Source organism: Pseudomaricurvus sp. HS19 (assembly GCF_009857815.1).
Lineage (GTDB): Bacteria > Pseudomonadota > Gammaproteobacteria > Pseudomonadales > Cellvibrionaceae > Pseudomaricurvus.
Window position 1 is genome coordinate 1,687,481 of the sequence record NZ_WVVW01000001.1, and the last position, 16,380, is coordinate 1,703,860.

Sequence of the window (16,380 nt, forward strand, 5' to 3'; positions counted from 1 at the left end):
TGCCATGCGAGCAGGCACAGCGGACGGGTAATGGCCGGGGTAGCTACAAGTCGCCGGGCTTGATGTCGCTGTCCGCTGCAGGTGTTTCCGCACCCGGTACAGCCGGCTCTCTGGTGTCGGACTGGGGCAGGTCAAACAGCTCGTGGGAAATATCGATGATGTGGCTGTCGCCACGGGCACCCGCCTGCTTGATGCGGGAGGTCGGTGCGTGCAGCAGTTTGTTGGTGAGCCCCCGGGCCAGCTGGCCCAGTACTTTCTCCGGCTCAACACCGGATTCCAGCGCCCGCAGGGCTTTTTTCAGTTCCTGGTCCCGCAACGCTTCGGCCTTCTGGCGGTAAGCACGAATGGTGGCCACGGAATCCAGCGCCCGCAGGTCCGCCTGAAACTGCTCAATACCTTCCGCAATAATCGTGCGGGCCTTGCCGGCGGCCTCTTCGCGGGTGCGACGGTTTTCGTCGATCACCTCGCGCAGGTCATCGACACTGTAGAGATAGACATCGGAGAGATCACCGACCTCGGGCTCAATATCCCGAGGCACGGCAATGTCCACCATAAACATGGGCTTGTGGCGGCGTTTTTTCAGCGCCGACTCAACCGCCCCCTTACCCAGCAACGGCAGCTGCGATGCGGTAGAGGTAATCACCACATCCGCCCGGTGCAGGTGCTCCGGAATATCCGCCAGCAGGATCGCCTCGGCGGCAAAGCGCTCCGCCAGCTGACTCGCCCGCTCCAGGGTACGGTTGGCGACGATCAGCTTGCCGACCCCCTGCTGCGACAGGTGCTGGGCCACCAGCTCGATGGTCTCGCCGGCACCCACCAGGAGGGCGGTCTCGCGGCGCAGGTCGGCAAAAATCTGTTGCGCCAGGCTCACCGCGGCATAGGCCACCGACACCGGGTTTTCACCAATGGCGGTTTCGGTACGCACACGCTTGGCGATGGCAAAGATCTGGTGAAAGGCATTGTGCAGGAATCGGCCCACACTGCCGGCATCACAGGCAACTGAGTAGGCCGACTTCATCTGCCCCAGGATCTGCGGTTCACCCAGCACCAGCGAATCCAGCCCTGCAGCCACGGACATCATGTGCCCAATGGCGGTAGCGCCGTCGTGACAGTAGTGGCAGCTGGCCAGATCCTCTGGCTGCAACTTGTGGTAGGTAGCCAGCCAGTGCAACAGCTGCTGCGTGCCCTCGTCCGCACTGCCATCCAGCTGCACATAGAGCTCGGTGCGGTTGCAGGTTGAGAGGATGGCTGACTCCTCTACCCCCGGCTGCTCACACAGCTGCGCCAACGCGTCCTGCATCTGTTCAGGAGCGAAAGCGACCCGCTCTCGCACATCCAGTGCAGCGGTATTGTGGTTGATGCCAAGGGCCAGCAGGGTCATATAAGGTGTTGCGTATGAAAAGGCGGATTGTGGGTTCACGCTCCCCCGCTGGCAAGAGCGGCTCGGGAGCGGCGGCCATTATGCCAAAATTGCGGCACAAATGCCCGACCGCAGGAATCGGTTGCAACCGCCGCCCGGCACCCGCCTGCCGCCGGAATCACTTGAGTCAGGCAACCAATCGCAGGTAAGGTTGTCCCAAGGGTTGGCTGCCATTCACTGCGGCAACTGAACAGCCCTTGCCAACACCAAAGCTGACCATAAGAGCACCCCTTGAGCGCCCTGCATCCAAGACTGCCCCTTCGCCCGACACTTCTCTGCCTGGCTATCAGTCTGCTGGCTGGCAGTCTGCTGGCCGGTTGCGCCGGCACCAGCCAACAACAGGCCAACCAGCCCGCACCGGAACAGGCCACTGTCGCCCCGCCGGAGCCGGTCGACGAACTGCCCTACAAGGCCTTTGAGGCCGAGACCTTCTACGCCCTGCTGGTGGCCGAGTTCGCCGGCAGTGCCGAGCGCTACGATATCGCCCTGGGCAATTACGTGCAGGAGGCCCACAAGACCCGCGACCCGGGCATTGCCGCCCGCGCCACCCGCATCGCCCGCTACCTCAATGCCCGCCAGGCCGCCCTCAATACCGGGCTGCTGTGGACCGAACTGGAGCCGGACAACCAGGAAGCCATTTTCATCGTCGCCACCGAGCTGATCCAGAGTGGCCAGCTGGTGGATGCCCTGGACTACAGCCTCAAACTCGATAACCACAGCAGCGACAGCCTGTTCCACTCCATTGCTGCAGCCGCCGCCGACGGATCTGAAGAGCAGCGCCAGCAGCTGACCACCCGCTACCGCATGCTGGTACGCGACCAGCCGGATAACGCCGAAATGAAAGTGGGGCTGGCGCTCCTGCTGCAGCAACAGGAGCAGCTGGACGAAGCGTTGGACCTGTCACGCCAGGCCCTTAAGCAGGAGCCGGAACTGATCGCCGCGGCCATACTGGAAGCCCGCCTGCTGGGACAGATGGGACGCCCGGCCGAAGCCCTGAAGGAGCTGGCCGAGATGGTGAACCGCCATCCGGACAATCCCCGCCTGCGCCTGCATTACGCGCGCCTGCTGGCCAGCACCGACCTGGAAGCCGCCCAATCCCAGTTTGAATTGCTGCTGGCGCAGTCGCCGGATGACCCGGAACTGCTCTTCTCCCTGGCACTGGTGTGCAACGAGCGCGGCGACCTGGAGCAGGCCGAAACCCACTTCCAGCGGCTGCTGGAGTTTCCCTCCCGCGCCTCCTCCGCCCAGTATTACCTGGGCCGCATCGCCGAGAAACGCAGCCAGTGGGAACTGGCCCTGAGCCACTACCTGCAGGTGAGCCCCGGCCCGGATTTTATGCCCGCCATGTTGCGCACCACCGAGATACTGGTGCGTGCCGACCAGCGCGACCTGGCCCATCAACGGCTGCAATCCGCACGTGAGAAGTTCCCCGCAGACGCCGAGCGTTTCTATCTGCTGGAAGCCGAAGTACTGCGCCAGTTCGAGTTCTATGACGACGCCGAAAAGATACTCTCCAGCGGCCTGCAAGCCATCCCCGACAGCGTACAGATGCGCTACAGCCGCGCCATGATCTACGAACGCACGGGCCGTATCGACAAGCTGGAGGCGGACCTGCGGGCCATACTGGCTGAGGACCCTGACAATGCCACCGCCCTCAACGCCCTCGGCTATACCCTGGCCGACCGCACCGACCGCTATGAAGAGGCATTAATACTGATTGAACGGGCTCTGCAGCTGCAGCCCGATGAACCAGCCATTCTCGACAGCCTGGGCTGGGTCCACTACCGATTGGGCAACTACGACGAGGCCCTGCTGAGGCTGCGGGAAGCCCTGCGCGCCATGCCCGACCCGGAAGTAGCCGCCCACCTGGGTGAAGTACTCTGGGCCACCGGCCAGCAGGAAGAGGCAACGCTGATCTGGCAGCAGGGGCTTGAACTGCAACCGGGCAGTCCGGTTATCTTGCGGACCATAGAGCGCCTGCAGGGCAGTGCACCTTAATCCCCGGCGCCAGAGCCTTTCCGGAATCAAGAGCCTCTCCGAAATCAAGAGCCCCGCCATGACCACCCGTGCCTATCGCCACCACATACTTCGCGCCAGCGGCTGCCTCTGCCTGCTGGCCCTGACCCTGCTGGCCGGCTGCGCCCGCCAGCCCCTGCAGCCGGATAGCAGCCGTGACATTCCCACGCCGCCGGCCATTGTCGAACAGTGGCAGCAGTACCAGCAGCTACTGATCTCTATCGACCACTGGCAACTGCAGGGCAAACTGGGCCTGCGGGTGCCCGACCACTCCGGCAGTGTCTACGTCAACTGGCAACAACAGCAGCGCGATTACGCCATCCACCTCAGCGGACCACTGGGACAGGGCACCACCTGGATACGGGGTAACGACAATGGCGTCGAGCTGGAAAACAGCGACGGCAAGATCACTGCCCGGACCCCGGAGCAGCTGATGCTGGACAACCTGGGATGGTGGCTGCCGGTCAGTGAGCTCCACTACTGGATCCGCGCACTGCCGGCACCGCTGGCCAATGAGGCAGCCCTGCAGCGCAACGACGACGGCACCATCGCCCAGCTGCAACAGTCCGGCTGGACGCTGCAGTACAGCCGCTACCAGCCGGTAGAGGGCTGGCCCCTGCCTGGCCGGGTGGTTGCCCAACGCGACGACATACGCCTCACCTTTATTATCAAGAACTGGGACTTTTACTGAGCCTGCCCATGGTTACCTCCCTCTCCCTGCCGGCGCCGGCAAAACTCAACCTGTTCCTGCACATCACCGGTCGTCGTGATGACGGCTACCACACCCTGCAGACCCTGTTTCAGCTGCTGGACTTTGGCGACCAGCTGCACTTTGACCTGCGCCAGGATGATGTTGTCACCCTGCAATCTGAACTCAGCGGCGTGCCGGCGGAGGAGAACCTGATCGTGCGGGCCGCCCGCCTGCTGCAACGCCATTGCAACTGCACGCTGGGCGCGGACATTCGCCTCGACAAACACCTGCCTATGGGCGGCGGCATCGGCGGTGGCAGCAGCGATGCCGCCACCACCCTGCTGGCCCTGCGACAACTCTGGCAACTGCCTCTGGGGATGGATGAGCTGGCGGAGCTGGGCCGGCAGTTGGGAGCCGATGTACCGGTCTTTGTCAGAGGCCGAACCGCCTGGGCGGAAGGTGTCGGTGAAGTGCTGCAACCTATTGATATGGCTGAAAAATGGTTCGTTGTATTGACGCCTGATTGCCACGTGTCGACGGCCCAAATTTTTTCCCACAAAGATTTGACAAGAGACCATTCCGACATTACAGTAGCGGCCTTTCTTGAGCAGGGTGGCGTCAACGACTGCCAACCACTGGTGCGAAAACTCTACCGCGAGGTAGATAAAGCACTGCTCTGGCTGGAGCAATACGCTCCTGCCACGATGACCGGAACGGGCGCCAGCGTTTTCGCAGCGTTCGGGCAACAACAGGAAGCAGAAGCCGTTTTGGCCAAAGCGCCGGCAGATTTGCAGGGGTTTGTTGCCAGGGGAGTAAACCACTCACCCGCACACCGGTTACTCGGTTTGTGATTTGCTACTGGGGTGTAGCCAAGCGGTAAGGCAGCGGGTTTTGATCCCGTCATGCGAAGGTTCGAATCCTTCCACCCCAGCCATATTTAAAGCTGCAGTTCCCTGAACTTGGCTTACAGCCGAAACACAAGTTTCAACGGCTATATACTAATAAAGCAGCTGACCTGAAAAGGTCGGCTGTTTTTGTATTCAGCACCCGCCGGCCCAAGTCATTGGGCGAATGTGACAGCGGCTGCTAATCTCTTACGCGAACACAGTAATCAAGCAGAAAGGGTACCGCACGTGGCAGACTTAATGGTCTTTACCGGCAACGCCAACCCCGAACTGGCCCACCAGATTGTTGAACGCCTGGGTATTCCCATGGGCGACGCAACCGTTGGCAAGTTTTCGGATGGCGAAATCACCATCGAGCTGAACGAGAACGTGCGCGGTCGCGATGTCTTCGTGGTGCAATCCACCTGCGCGCCGACCAACGACAACCTCATGGAGCTGGTGATCATGGTGGACGCCCTGCGTCGCGCCTCCGCCGGCCGCATTACCGCCGTGGTGCCCTACTTCGGCTACGCCCGCCAGGATCGCCGCGTGCGTTCCGCCCGCGTACCGATTACCGCCAAGCTGGTTGCCGACATGATGGTTGGCGCCGGTGTGGACCGCGTACTGACCGTTGACCTGCACGCCGAGCAGATCCAGGGCTTCTTTGATGTGCCCGTGGACAACGTCTACGGCTCACCGGTCCTGCTGGACGACATCAACCAGCAGAAGTACGAAGACCTGATCGTGGTATCCCCCGACATCGGCGGTGTGGTTCGCGCCCGGGCACTGGCCAAGCTGCTGAACGTGGAACTGGCGATCATCGACAAACGCCGCCCCAAAGCCAACGTGGCAGAAGTGATGAACCTCATCGGTGACGTGGAAGGTCGCACCTGCGTGCTGGTCGACGACATGGTGGACACCGCCGGCACCCTCTGTGGCGCTGCCAAGGCACTGAAAGGCTTCGGCGCCAAGAAAGTGGTGGCCTACTGTACCCACCCGGTACTGTCCGGCAAGGCGATGCAGAATCTCAACGGCTCCGAGCTGGACGAGCTGGTGGTGACAGACTCCATCCCGCTGAGTGACGAAGCCAGGAATTGTGGTAGAATCCGCACCCTTACGCTGTCGATGATGCTGGCTGAAGCCGTACGTCGCATCAGCAATGAAGAATCCCTGAGCGCCATGTTCCGCTGACAAGCGGCAACAGGGTCTCGGGTAAACCGCTGAAGCCTGCCTGATTCACGAGCCTCCGGGTTCGCTGGATAGAGTGCAGGCTTCGGTGTTTTTACTACCTGTCGGAGTTTCTGGTCGCGGAACCCTGGCAGTTTATTTTTGAGGAAAGACTCATGTCTGAAGATTTTGTATTGAATGCCACCATCCGTGAGGATGCGGGGAAAGGTGCGAGCCGCCGCCTGCGTCGTCTGGAAGGTCAGACTCCTGGCATTATCTACGGTGGCACCGCAGCCCCGCTGAACATCCAGGTAGCCCACAAGGACCTGTCCAAGCAGCTGGAAAACGAAGCGTTCTACTCTCACGTCATCACCATCAACGTTGATGGCAAGACCGAGAGCGTCCTGCTGAAAGACCTGCAGCGTCACCCGGCCAAGCCGCTGATCCTGCACGCTGACTTCCTGCGCGTCTCCAAGACCAAAGAAGTTAAGGTCAAGGTACCTCTCCACTTCATCAACGAAGAGACCAGCAAAGGCGTTAAGCTGGGCGGCGGTATCGTTGTTCACACCATGACCGAACTGGAAATCAGCTGTCTGGCTGCCAACCTGCCCGAGTTCATCGAAGTGGACCTGGCCGACGTTGAAGTTGGTCAGACCGTACACATCTCTGACCTGAAGCTGCCTAAGGGCGTGACTTCAGTAGAGCTGTCCCACGGTGCTGACCACGATGGTGCGGTATGCAGCATCAACAAGCCCAAGGGCGTGGCTACTGAAGAAGCAGCCGAAGGCGAGGAAGGCGGCGAAGAGTAATCTTCCCCCTCTCTCAGCCCCCGAGGCGAAAAACGGCCGGCGAGCATTGCTCCCCGGCCGTTTTTTTTGGCCCCAACACCACCCCGGCACTGTGATAAGATGCCCGCTCTCCAACCACCAGCCACAGAACCACCAGCGCATGGATACCCCGATTCAGATGATTGTCGGCCTCGGCAATCCCGGCAGTGAATACCAGCACACCCGCCACAACGCCGGCGAGGATTTTGTCCGCGAAGTCGCCCGCCAGTACGGCGTCAGCCTGAGCAGCGACAAAAAGTTTTTTGGCGAGGCCGGCGTCGCCAGCATCAATGGCAAACCGGTCCGCCTGCTGATCCCCACCACCTTTATGAACCGCAGCGGCCAGTCCGTCGGCGCACTGGCCAACTTCTACAAGATTCCCCCCGCAGCCATCCTGGTGGCCCACGACGAGCTGGATATGCTGCCCGGCGTTGCCAAACTGAAGATCGGCGGTGGCCACGGCGGCCACAACGGCCTGCGGGACATCATTCGCGCCCTGGGTAACGACAACGGCTTTGCCCGCCTGCGCATCGGCATCGGCCACCCCGGCAACGCCAAGCTGGTATCCGGCTATGTGCTGAAAAAGGCCCCGGCGGACGAATTCTGCCTCACCGAAGACGCCATCTACGCCGCCACTAAAGTGCTGCCGCAATTGGTGGACGGTGCCTGGAACAACGCCATGAAAGAGCTCCACAGCGCCTGAGCCCCCATCGCCGGTCACCGCCGGCGCGCTCGTATCTGCCCCACCTCTCATGTAAAATGGCGCCCTTTCCCGGGCCGCCACGCCTGCGCCTGAACCGTACCGGCGCGGCCCTCCAGTATCTGTGGTACGTATCAAGAGAATCCAGCATGGGCTTTAATTGCGGCATCGTCGGCCTGCCAAACGTCGGCAAATCCACACTCTTCAACGCCTTGACCCAAAACGGCATCGCGGCAGAAAACTTCCCCTTCTGCACCATCGAGCCCAACGAAGGCACCGTTGCCGTACCCGACCCGCGCCAGAACAACCTGGCCGACATCGTCAAACCCGAGCGCGTCATCCCCACCACCATGGAATTCGTCGACATCGCCGGCCTGGTAGCCGGTGCCTCCAAAGGTGAAGGCCTGGGCAACAAATTCCTCGCCAACATCCGCGAGACCGACGCCATCGCCCACGTGGTGCGCTGCTTCGACGACGAGAACGTGATTCACGTTGAAGGCGCCATCGACCCGGCTGCCGACATCGAGGTGATCAACACCGAGCTGGCGCTGGCAGACCTGGAGAGCTGTGAAAAGTCCCTGCAGCGCTACACCAAGCTGGCCAAGGGCCAGGACAAGGACGCCATCAAGATGAAGGCGCTGCTGGAGAAGATCCTGCCGCACCTGAACGAAGCCCAGCCCCTGCGCAGCTTCGGCCTCGACGCCGACGAACTGAAACTGCTGCGCGACCTCAACCTGCTGACCCTCAAGCCCACCATGTACATCGCCAACGTGGCGGAGGACGGCTTCGAGGACAACCCGCACCTGGAAGTGGTGCGTGGTATCGCCGCCAACGAAAACGCCGTGGTCATCCCCATCTGCAACAAGCTGGAAGCCGAGATCGCCGAGCTGGACGACGACGAAAAAGCCGAGTTCCTGGAAGACCTCGGCATGGACGAGCCGGGCCTCAACCGTGTTATCCGCGGCGGCTACGAGCTGCTGGGCCTGCACACCTACTTCACCGCCGGTGTCAAAGAGGTACGCGCCTGGACCATCCCTGTAGGCGCCACCGCCCCCCAGGCCGCGGGCAAGATCCACACCGACTTCGAAAAGGGCTTTATCCGCGCCGAAGTGATCGGCTACGACGACTTTATCGCCTGCAACGGCGAGCAGGGCGCCAAGGACGCCGGTAAATGGCGCCTGGAAGGTAAGGAGTACGTGGTTAAGGACGGCGACGTCATCCACTTCCGCTTCAACGTATAAGCCGCCACACGCCCTTCCCCGCCAGCCGGCGGGAAGGGCGAAGATTTTCCCAAAAGCGCCCCAAAACAACGACTTAAGCGCTTGACAAGGAGACGCCAGTCTCAGAGAATAGCGCCCCTCGAAACGATGGCTAGGTAGCTCAGCTGGTTAGAGCACAGCACTCATAATGCTGGGGTCGGCGGTTCAAGTCCGCCCCTAGCTACCATCTTCAAGCGAAAAAGGCTCACCCCGCAGGGGTGGGCCTTTTTTGTTTGGGGATGGTAGCTAGCGGTGCCACGCAGAACCGCCCCCGGTTCACAAATCGCGACCAGCGATTTGAACAAGCCGCGCCTTCCAGCGGCGCAGCCCCGCAGGGGTGTTAAAAGCCAACAAGGCTTTTAACATTCACTCCGCCCCGGAGCATCACTCCATCCCCCCCAAACGTCATCGCGAGCGCAGCGCGGCGATCCAAGTCCACCGCAAAGCACTCTATAACGTGCAAAACATGGATTGCTTCGGCACTGAAAAACGCGCCTCGCAATGACGGGGGCTGGTTGGGCGCCACCGGCGTTCTACTCCGCCCCTCAGCATTTAACATTCACTCCGATCCGGAGCATCGCTCTATAGCCCCAACGTCATCGCGAGCGCAGCGCGGCGATCCAAGTCCACCGCAAAGCACTCTACAACGTGCAAAACATGGATTGCTTCGGCACTGAAAAACGCGCCTCGCAATGAAGGGGGCCGGTTGGCCACCACCGACGTTCTACTCCGTCCCCCGGCATTTAGCATTCACTCCGATCAGGAGCATCGCTCTATAGTCCAAGTAAAAAGTCCGTCATCGCGAGCGCAGCGTGGCGATCCAAGTCCACCGCAAAGCACTCTACAACGTGCAAAACATGGATTGCTTCGGCACTGAAAGCACGCCTCGCAATGACGGGACAGGGTTGGCCACCACCGGTGCCCTGCACCACCCGCCCCCAGCTTTCGTATTTACTCTGTCCAGACCCCGCGCCCCACAAAAAAAGGCCCACCCCGAGAGGTGAACCTTTTTGTTTGAGACATGGGCTATGAGGCTAAGCGCCGAACCGCCCGCGGTTTACAAATCACCGCCAGCAGCGTGATCAGGCCGCGCCCGGTTACAGCACGGCCGCCCAAATAGTCCAATCACTTATCGCCAGCAAAATACTTCTTCGTCAAACCAAACACCACCGGACTCAACAACACCAGCGCAATCAGGTTGGGCAGTGCCATCATGGCATTGAGGGTATCTGCCACCAGCCAGATAAAATCCAGCTGGCTGGCCGCACCAATCGGTATGGCGATAATCCACAGCGCGCGATAAGGCAGGATGGCTTTGATACCAAACAGGAACTCCACACAGCGTTCACCGTAGAACGACCAGCCAATGATGGTAGTAAACGCAAAGATGGCCAGAGCAAAGCTCACCACATAATGACCAATCCCGGGGAGCGAGTGCACAAAGGCGGCCGAGGTAAGTGCAGCGCCGGACTCACCGGATGACCACAGCCCGGTGCTGATAATGACCAGACCGGTGATACTGCAGACAATGATGGTATCGATAAAGGTGCCCAGCATGGCCACCAGCCCTTGGCGCACCGGATCTTTGGTTTGCGCAGCGGCGTGCGCGATAGGCGCAGAACCGAGACCGGCTTCGTTGGAGAAGACACCGCGAGCCACACCAAAACGAATGGCCGCCCACACCGCCGCCCCGGCAAAGCCCCCTTGAGCAGCGACAGGTGAAAAGGCGTGAGTAAAGACCAGCCCCAATGCATGGGGGATGGCATCCACGTTGAGCGCCAGGGAGACCAGACCGGCCAGCAAGTAAGCCACCACCATAAACGGCACCAGGGCACCGGCGACATGACCAATACGCTTGATGCCACCAATCAGTACAGCGCCCACTAATATCGCTATGGCGGCGCCGGTGACCCATTTGTTCACGCCGAAGTTGGCCTGCAGCACATCCGCGACCGAGTTGGCCTGCACCGTGTTACCGATACCAAAGGCGGCAAATGCCCCAAAGATGGCAAACAGGGTTCCCAGCCACGCCCATTTGGAGCCCAGACCGTTCTTGATGTAGTACATGGGACCGCCGACGTGGTTGCCGTTTTCATCCACCTCGCGGTAGTTCACTGCCAGCACAGCTTCGGCGTATTTGGTGGCCATCCCTACCAGGGCCGTGCACCACATCCAGAAGAGTGCGCCGGGACCTCCCAGAAATACCGCGGTAGCCACGCCGGCGATATTCCCGGTACCCACCGTTGCCGACATAGCCGTCATCAACGCCTGGAACGGGGAAATTTCACCATCGCTGTCCTTGCCGGTTCCGGTTCTGCCCGCGTAGAGCAATTTGAAACCGGTTCCCAGTTTCAGGATCGGCATCAACTTCAGACCGATCATGAGAAACAGGCCGACACCCAGAATAAGCACCAACATCGCCGGCCCCCAGACGATGCCGTTCACGGTTCCCACAAAACTGTTCAACATTTCCATAGCCAAGCCCCCAATGCCTGCAGACAACCCAAAATTTGACCAGAGTGTCCCAACCATAGCAGTTACAGGCAGATTACGGAAAACGTTAAGGGAATTTTATTGACAGGATTCACCTGCTAACAGGATCGCCGTACAAATGTGGGGGACGCCGATGGGCATCGCGTGGGGAGTGTGGCCAGCTGGAGAGCGACTGCCATTCTGTATAGGCAGCCTCCCTCAGCGGCAGGTTATCAGTGAGGGTGCTGTATAGAGGATGCTTACTGCACCTTATAGAGATAGTTATCCGGCAACCCCAAACGCCGACAGGCCTGCACCGCAGGACTTGCCTTGATCACCAGCCGATCGGAAATACGGCCGGTCCAGCGGATCAGGCCCCGCTGCCAGCCCTTTAGCTGCCAGCGAGCCCCGAGCTGTAGAGATTGCTGCAATTCCTGCGGCAAAACGCCAACGGCGGCTTTCACCAGCAGGTGCTGGTAAGGCCGCAAAAACCACGGAAAGACCGGGGTGCTTAACATCAGTTCCAGAAACTCTTCGATTACCTCGGTAGGCTGTAACAGCGGGCGCATGGAAGCAAAGAAGGCTTCCTGGGACGCGACCGAGTCCGGCGCAGTAACAGCGCCATAAAGTTTTGCGGCAATCGATCCCTCGCGATAGAGCGCGTCTTTCTGCTCCAGTGGCAGCGGCGCTACCAACTGGCAGTAGGCCTCCAGGAACCCATAACTGGCCGTGACCTGCACCCAGTTCAGCAGTTCCACATCGTTGGCCCGGTAGGCCTGACCTCCAGACGTTACTCCGGCGATCCGGTCGTGCATGCGGTAGATACCGGCAATCATGGCTTCGGCTTTGGTATGGGGCCCATACACCGTGACCATGGCCGCGAGCCCTGTACGGCGCAACCGACCCAGAGGGTCGGTGCGAAAGGCTGTGTTGTTCCAGACGCCGTCACACACCCTCGGCTCGGCCAGTTCCAGAATGACGGCGGTGATACCGCCGACAAACATGGCTACCGGGTTCTTGAACACTCGCCAGGTGACCGAGTCAGCGGGAAGCAGGGCTTCCTCACCCCGGGGGTTGAGGAAGTCGAATCGCTCTCCCCCCTTCCCCGGGTGACTGCCTGACCCGGCAGCCTGATCCTGATGGGTTGCCTCTTCCATTATCAGAAATGGCCTCGCAGGGTTACACCGTAAGTCCGTGGTTCGGATACATAGGCATTGTAGTCCCCGGATTGCAGCGGCGAGTCGAAGTGCACCTTGGCGTAGCGATTGTCGGTGCAGTTCTGGCACCAGGCCATGACAGACCAGGTACCGGCGTCGGAACGCACGCCGATGTTAGCCGCGTATTCGCTTTCCGCGTCCACCTTCTGGTTGTTGGAGGTATTGGAGTAGATCTCCGAGTTGTAGACCACACCCACACGACCAAACAGGCTCAGGCCACTGCCACCCAGGGGCTGGTCAAAGCCCAGCGCCAGGTTGGCGGCAATTTCCGGCGCTACCGCGAATTCGCGATCCGCCAGGATGCCCATCTCCGGATCATCACCAAAGCGTGCTTCCGCCAGGTGAGTCACGTCAAACATGAGGGTAAAGACTTCACTCAGCAGGAACTGGCTCTCCAGTTCCAGACCGTAGACAGTCGCCTCCGGAGCGTTATCCACACTGAAGCGGGTACCCTGGAACTGGGCCAGCTGCAGGTCGGTAATGTCATTGTAGAACACCGCCAGGTTGGTACGGGCGCGACTGTCCCAGTACTCGGTCTTCAGACCCAGCTCGTAACCATCCACATACTCCGAGTCGTAGACGGGGGATTCAGGGACCGCACCGGGGAATTCATCCGGGTTGTTGAGGTTGGTACCGGCGCCACTGTTGTCGATGTTTACACCACCGGATTTGTAGCCACGACTGTAGGTGGCGTAACCCATGATCTGGTCGGTGAAATGGTAGCGGGCCGAGAGGGTTCCGGTGATTGCCTCGTCTTTGAAGTCGTCGTCAAACTCGGGGCCGGGTTGCGCAAGGAGTGCACGGAACACAGCGTTGGGTGCCGGGGTAAAGTAGTTGCGTTGCATGGCGCCGTTCTTTTCGTCGCTGGAGTAACGCAGACCCGCGGTCAAACCAAAGCGATCGGTGAAGTCCAGGTTCCAGTGGGTAAAGATGGCCTGGGAGACGCTGTCCGCCGGCATATCCACATCACTCCACTGACCGGTGGTGGCGTCCACTGTGCCTGGCGGATACCCGGACAGCTGGAAGAACAGGGTATCAAAGTAGAACTGGGCCTGATCACCCCACCAGAGTTCGTGGTGCGCGTCGATATCCTCATCGGCGTAGTAGAGGCCTACCACATAGTCACCGCCTTCGAAGGGACCAAAGGCAGGCAGGTCACCATTGAGGGTAAACTCCTGGGAGAACATCTTGGTCTGCAGCGACTCGGTAATAGAGAGAATATTGGCACCGGAGAAATCCGCATCCATATCTTTCTGGGAAATTTTCCAGTCACGTACACCGGTAATGGACTTCAGCACCAGGCCATCGTCCAGCTCCCAGGTCAGGTGCAGCACCGCGCCCTTGTCTTCAATGGCCTGATCGGTGGGGCCGCTCAACACCTGCTCATAATCTTCCAGTTTGTCAGACGGCAGCTGCAGCCCTCGCGCCTGAATCAACGCATTAACCAGCGGTTGGGTGGGGCCGTCAATGGCATCCATCTGACCGTAACAGCAGTTATTTTCCTCTTCAGACCAATCGAGGATCAGGCGACCGGAAAAGGTGTCCGTGGGTTCAAACAGAAACTGCACCTTGGCGGCACGGGGTGCACGGTCGTTGTAATCACCGCCGTTGGGGTCTTCGATATAACCGTCTTTCTCGCCCCACAGGCCGGCCACGCGCACCGCAGCACGGTCACCCAGGGGCATATTAACCGCGCCCCGTACCAGCCGGCTGTCGTAGTTGCCAACTTCCACTTCATAATCCACACCGAACTCATCGGTGACAGGCGTGGTACTGTTGATGATCAGCGCACCGGCCGAGGTGTTCTTACCAAACAGGGTCCCCTGGGGGCCACGCAGGATCTGCAGCCCCTCCATGTCGAGCCAGTTCTGCATCGCCTGGCCGGCACGGGTGCGGTAGACACCGTCCACGAAGACACCCACGGCCCCCTCAAACGCGCGGCTGTTACCCACGGTACCGATACCGCGGATAACAATGTTGGCGCTGTTGGCGGCACTGTTGACCACGTCGAAGCGGACACTGGACGAGAGCTGCTGGATGTTGGTGATGCTGTCCACCTGGGTCGCCGCCAGCTCGTCAGCGTTGACAGCCGTCACCGCCACCGGCACCTCCTGCATACTCTCTTCCCGACGCTGGGCGGTTACCACCACCTCTTCCAGTTGCAGGGTTTTCTGGGCAGAGGCAACGGACGGGATGGTCGCCATGATCGCTGCCGCGAGGGCAGTCGCCGCCAGGGTTGGGTTACGAAACTCTCGATTGCCGGGTGTACTGTTATTCATCGCCATGGAGTATGTCTCTCGTCGATTCATTATCGTTATCAGAAGGTCTGGCAAGCCCGGCACCACCTTTACCCGATCAGGATCACCACCTCCTGATCCAGGGCCCCGCAAGCTGCCTGCACACCACCACCCAGGCAGGCTCACCGGACCATGGTACTGCACGAACAGGCAGGCACTGGTGCCTCTGTAAGTGCCGTGACCGGAATACGACTACTTTTAAGCCAGATTAGGTGCAGTATGGAGAACGGGACGAAAATAACTTCGTCCGATTGGATGAATTTAGCGGCCGACCCGACGATATTGGGAGCGCCCATGCACAGAGAGCGTCCGGATGACCGCTACCCAGCGACCATCACGGGCGTCGCAACCGGGGGCGAGGGCGCGGGTGCAGGAAAGGCCCCGCCGCTACGGGCCTTCAAGCAGGATGCTGACCGGGAACAGGCATAAAAAAACGGCGCTACAGCGCCGTTTTTTTACCACCTGCGAATCTTTTACTTGCCCATGGCCTGGCGGATTTTCTTGTCAGTGTTGTATTGGCTCAGTGCGTACACCGACCAGATGGCCGCGGGCACCCAGCCGATCAGGGTCAGCTGCAGTAGCAGGCAAATGATGCCGGCAAAGGGGCGGCCAATGGTGAAAAACTGCAGCCATGGCAGCAGCAGGGCCAGAAGCAATCTCATAGCGGTTTCCTGTGTTCTAATGCGGGTTATTTCAGTGAAGAGGCGTCTTTGGTGACTTTCAGGTCGCGTACCAGGCCGTCCTCAAGACTGTAGATCCAGCCGTGCAAGGTGAGGTCCTGTCCACGGCGCCAGGCGTTGCGTACCACCGTGGTCTCGGCCACGTTACCCACCTGTGCAATCACGTTCAGCTCGCACAGGCGATTGGCCCGCTCCTTGTCCGTGGTAGCGCTGTCCACCGCTGTCTGATGGGTGCGGTACACATCACGGATGTGTTCCAGCCAGTTATCGATCAGGCCGTTACTGGCATCGCCGAGGGCGGCGAGTACACCGCCACAACCGTAATGCCCCACCACCACGATGTGTTTCACCTTCAACACTTCCACGGCGTACTGGATGACTGACAGACAGTTGAGATCGGTGTGTACCACCACATTGGCAATATTGCGATGCACAAAGATACTGCCCGGCTCCATACCCACAATCTGGTTGGCGGCAATGCGGCTGTCGGAACAACCGATCCACAGATACTCGGGTGTTTGTTGCTGGGAGAGGCGGTTGAAGTAGTCAGGGTCTGAGGCTTTAACGTTTTCAGCCCATTGCTGGTTGAATTGCAGCAGGTCTTCCGGAGTGTTCATGGATGAGCAATTTACCCCTGGTGCGCGGCACCACGGCGATCCCGGGGCACTGGCAATCTGATAGAAAAGTTGCCATCGTTATACCGCAAAAGCCCGGGGGCCTCCACCGTTTCCAGCGACCACACCAGCCCTG

13 protein-coding genes and 2 tRNA genes are annotated in these 16,380 nt (G+C 60.2%); 9 read left to right on the forward strand and 6 right to left on the reverse strand.

Annotation, left to right across the window (positions count from 1 at the left end; translation table 11 throughout):
• Nucleotides 1–43: 43 nt before the first annotated feature.
• The gene (gene hemA, locus GSF27_RS07580) at nucleotides 44–1,381 is read right to left on the reverse strand and encodes a glutamyl-tRNA reductase (RefSeq protein ID WP_160967262.1); all 1,338 of its coding nucleotides are present in this window, start codon (nucleotides 1,379–1,381) and stop codon (nucleotides 44–46) included.
• Nucleotides 1,382–1,651: 270 nt separating this feature from the next.
• Here hemA and GSF27_RS07585 point away from each other — a divergent pair, with 270 nt between their 5' ends.
• The 9 genes from GSF27_RS07585 (at nucleotide 1,652) to GSF27_RS07625 (ending at nucleotide 9,151) form a co-directional block, all read left to right on the forward strand.
• Nucleotides 1,652–3,418 (forward strand): tetratricopeptide repeat protein, encoded by a 1,767-nt coding sequence (locus GSF27_RS07585; RefSeq protein WP_160967264.1) that lies wholly within the window; start codon nucleotides 1,652–1,654, stop codon nucleotides 3,416–3,418.
• 58 nt (nucleotides 3,419–3,476) lie between these two features.
• Nucleotides 3,477–4,127 carry a lipoprotein insertase outer membrane protein LolB gene (gene lolB, locus GSF27_RS07590; RefSeq protein WP_160967266.1) on the forward strand — a complete coding sequence of 217 codons (651 nt, stop codon included), beginning with the start codon at nucleotides 3,477–3,479 and terminating at the stop codon, nucleotides 4,125–4,127.
• Between the two features lie 8 nt (nucleotides 4,128–4,135).
• Nucleotides 4,136–4,978 carry a 4-(cytidine 5'-diphospho)-2-C-methyl-D-erythritol kinase gene (gene ispE / locus GSF27_RS07595; RefSeq protein WP_160967268.1) on the forward strand — a complete coding sequence of 281 codons (843 nt, stop codon included), beginning with the start codon at nucleotides 4,136–4,138 and terminating at the stop codon, nucleotides 4,976–4,978.
• A gap of 8 nt (nucleotides 4,979–4,986) precedes the next feature.
• Nucleotides 4,987–5,061: transfer RNA gene (locus GSF27_RS07600), tRNA-Gln, on the forward strand.
• 211 nt (nucleotides 5,062–5,272) lie between these two features.
• Nucleotides 5,273–6,202: a ribose-phosphate pyrophosphokinase gene (locus GSF27_RS07605; protein ID WP_160967603.1), complete on the forward strand. Its 930-nt coding sequence runs from the start codon at nucleotides 5,273–5,275 to the stop codon at nucleotides 6,200–6,202.
• Nucleotides 6,203–6,354: 152 nt separating this feature from the next.
• Nucleotides 6,355–6,987, forward strand: a complete 633-nt coding sequence (locus tag GSF27_RS07610; protein ID WP_160967270.1) for a 50S ribosomal protein L25/general stress protein Ctc — start codon at nucleotides 6,355–6,357, stop codon at nucleotides 6,985–6,987.
• A gap of 139 nt (nucleotides 6,988–7,126) precedes the next feature.
• The gene (gene pth / locus GSF27_RS07615; protein ID WP_160967272.1) at nucleotides 7,127–7,708 is read left to right on the forward strand and encodes an aminoacyl-tRNA hydrolase; all 582 of its coding nucleotides are present in this window, start codon (nucleotides 7,127–7,129) and stop codon (nucleotides 7,706–7,708) included.
• A gap of 146 nt (nucleotides 7,709–7,854) precedes the next feature.
• A complete protein-coding gene (ychF, locus tag GSF27_RS07620; RefSeq protein WP_160967274.1) occupies nucleotides 7,855–8,946 on the forward strand; it encodes a redox-regulated ATPase YchF in 1,092 nt (363 codons plus the stop codon).
• A 128-nt stretch (nucleotides 8,947–9,074) separates the two neighbouring features.
• Nucleotides 9,075–9,151: transfer RNA gene (locus GSF27_RS07625), tRNA-Met, on the forward strand.
• Nucleotides 9,152–10,089: 938 nt separating this feature from the next.
• On the opposite strand, the gene GSF27_RS07630 is transcribed toward GSF27_RS07625, so the two are convergent.
• From GSF27_RS07630 to can, 5 genes are all read right to left on the reverse strand, one after another.
• A complete protein-coding gene (locus GSF27_RS07630) occupies nucleotides 10,090–11,439 on the reverse strand; it encodes a sodium:alanine symporter family protein (RefSeq protein ID WP_160967276.1) in 1,350 nt (449 codons plus the stop codon).
• A gap of 257 nt (nucleotides 11,440–11,696) precedes the next feature.
• Nucleotides 11,697–12,593, reverse strand: coding sequence for an oxygenase MpaB family protein (locus GSF27_RS07635; RefSeq protein ID WP_160967278.1), 897 nt, complete (start codon nucleotides 12,591–12,593; stop codon nucleotides 11,697–11,699).
• 2 nt (nucleotides 12,594–12,595) lie between these two features.
• Nucleotides 12,596–14,938: a TonB-dependent receptor gene (locus GSF27_RS07640; protein ID WP_160967281.1), complete on the reverse strand. Its 2,343-nt coding sequence runs from the start codon at nucleotides 14,936–14,938 to the stop codon at nucleotides 12,596–12,598.
• Nucleotides 14,939–15,423: 485 nt separating this feature from the next.
• Nucleotides 15,424–15,612, reverse strand: coding sequence for a YqaE/Pmp3 family membrane protein (locus GSF27_RS07645; protein WP_160967283.1), 189 nt, complete (start codon nucleotides 15,610–15,612; stop codon nucleotides 15,424–15,426).
• 26 nt (nucleotides 15,613–15,638) lie between these two features.
• Nucleotides 15,639–16,247: a carbonate dehydratase gene (gene can / locus GSF27_RS07650; protein ID WP_160967285.1), complete on the reverse strand. Its 609-nt coding sequence runs from the start codon at nucleotides 16,245–16,247 to the stop codon at nucleotides 15,639–15,641.
• Between the last annotated feature and the right edge of the window lie 133 nt (nucleotides 16,248–16,380).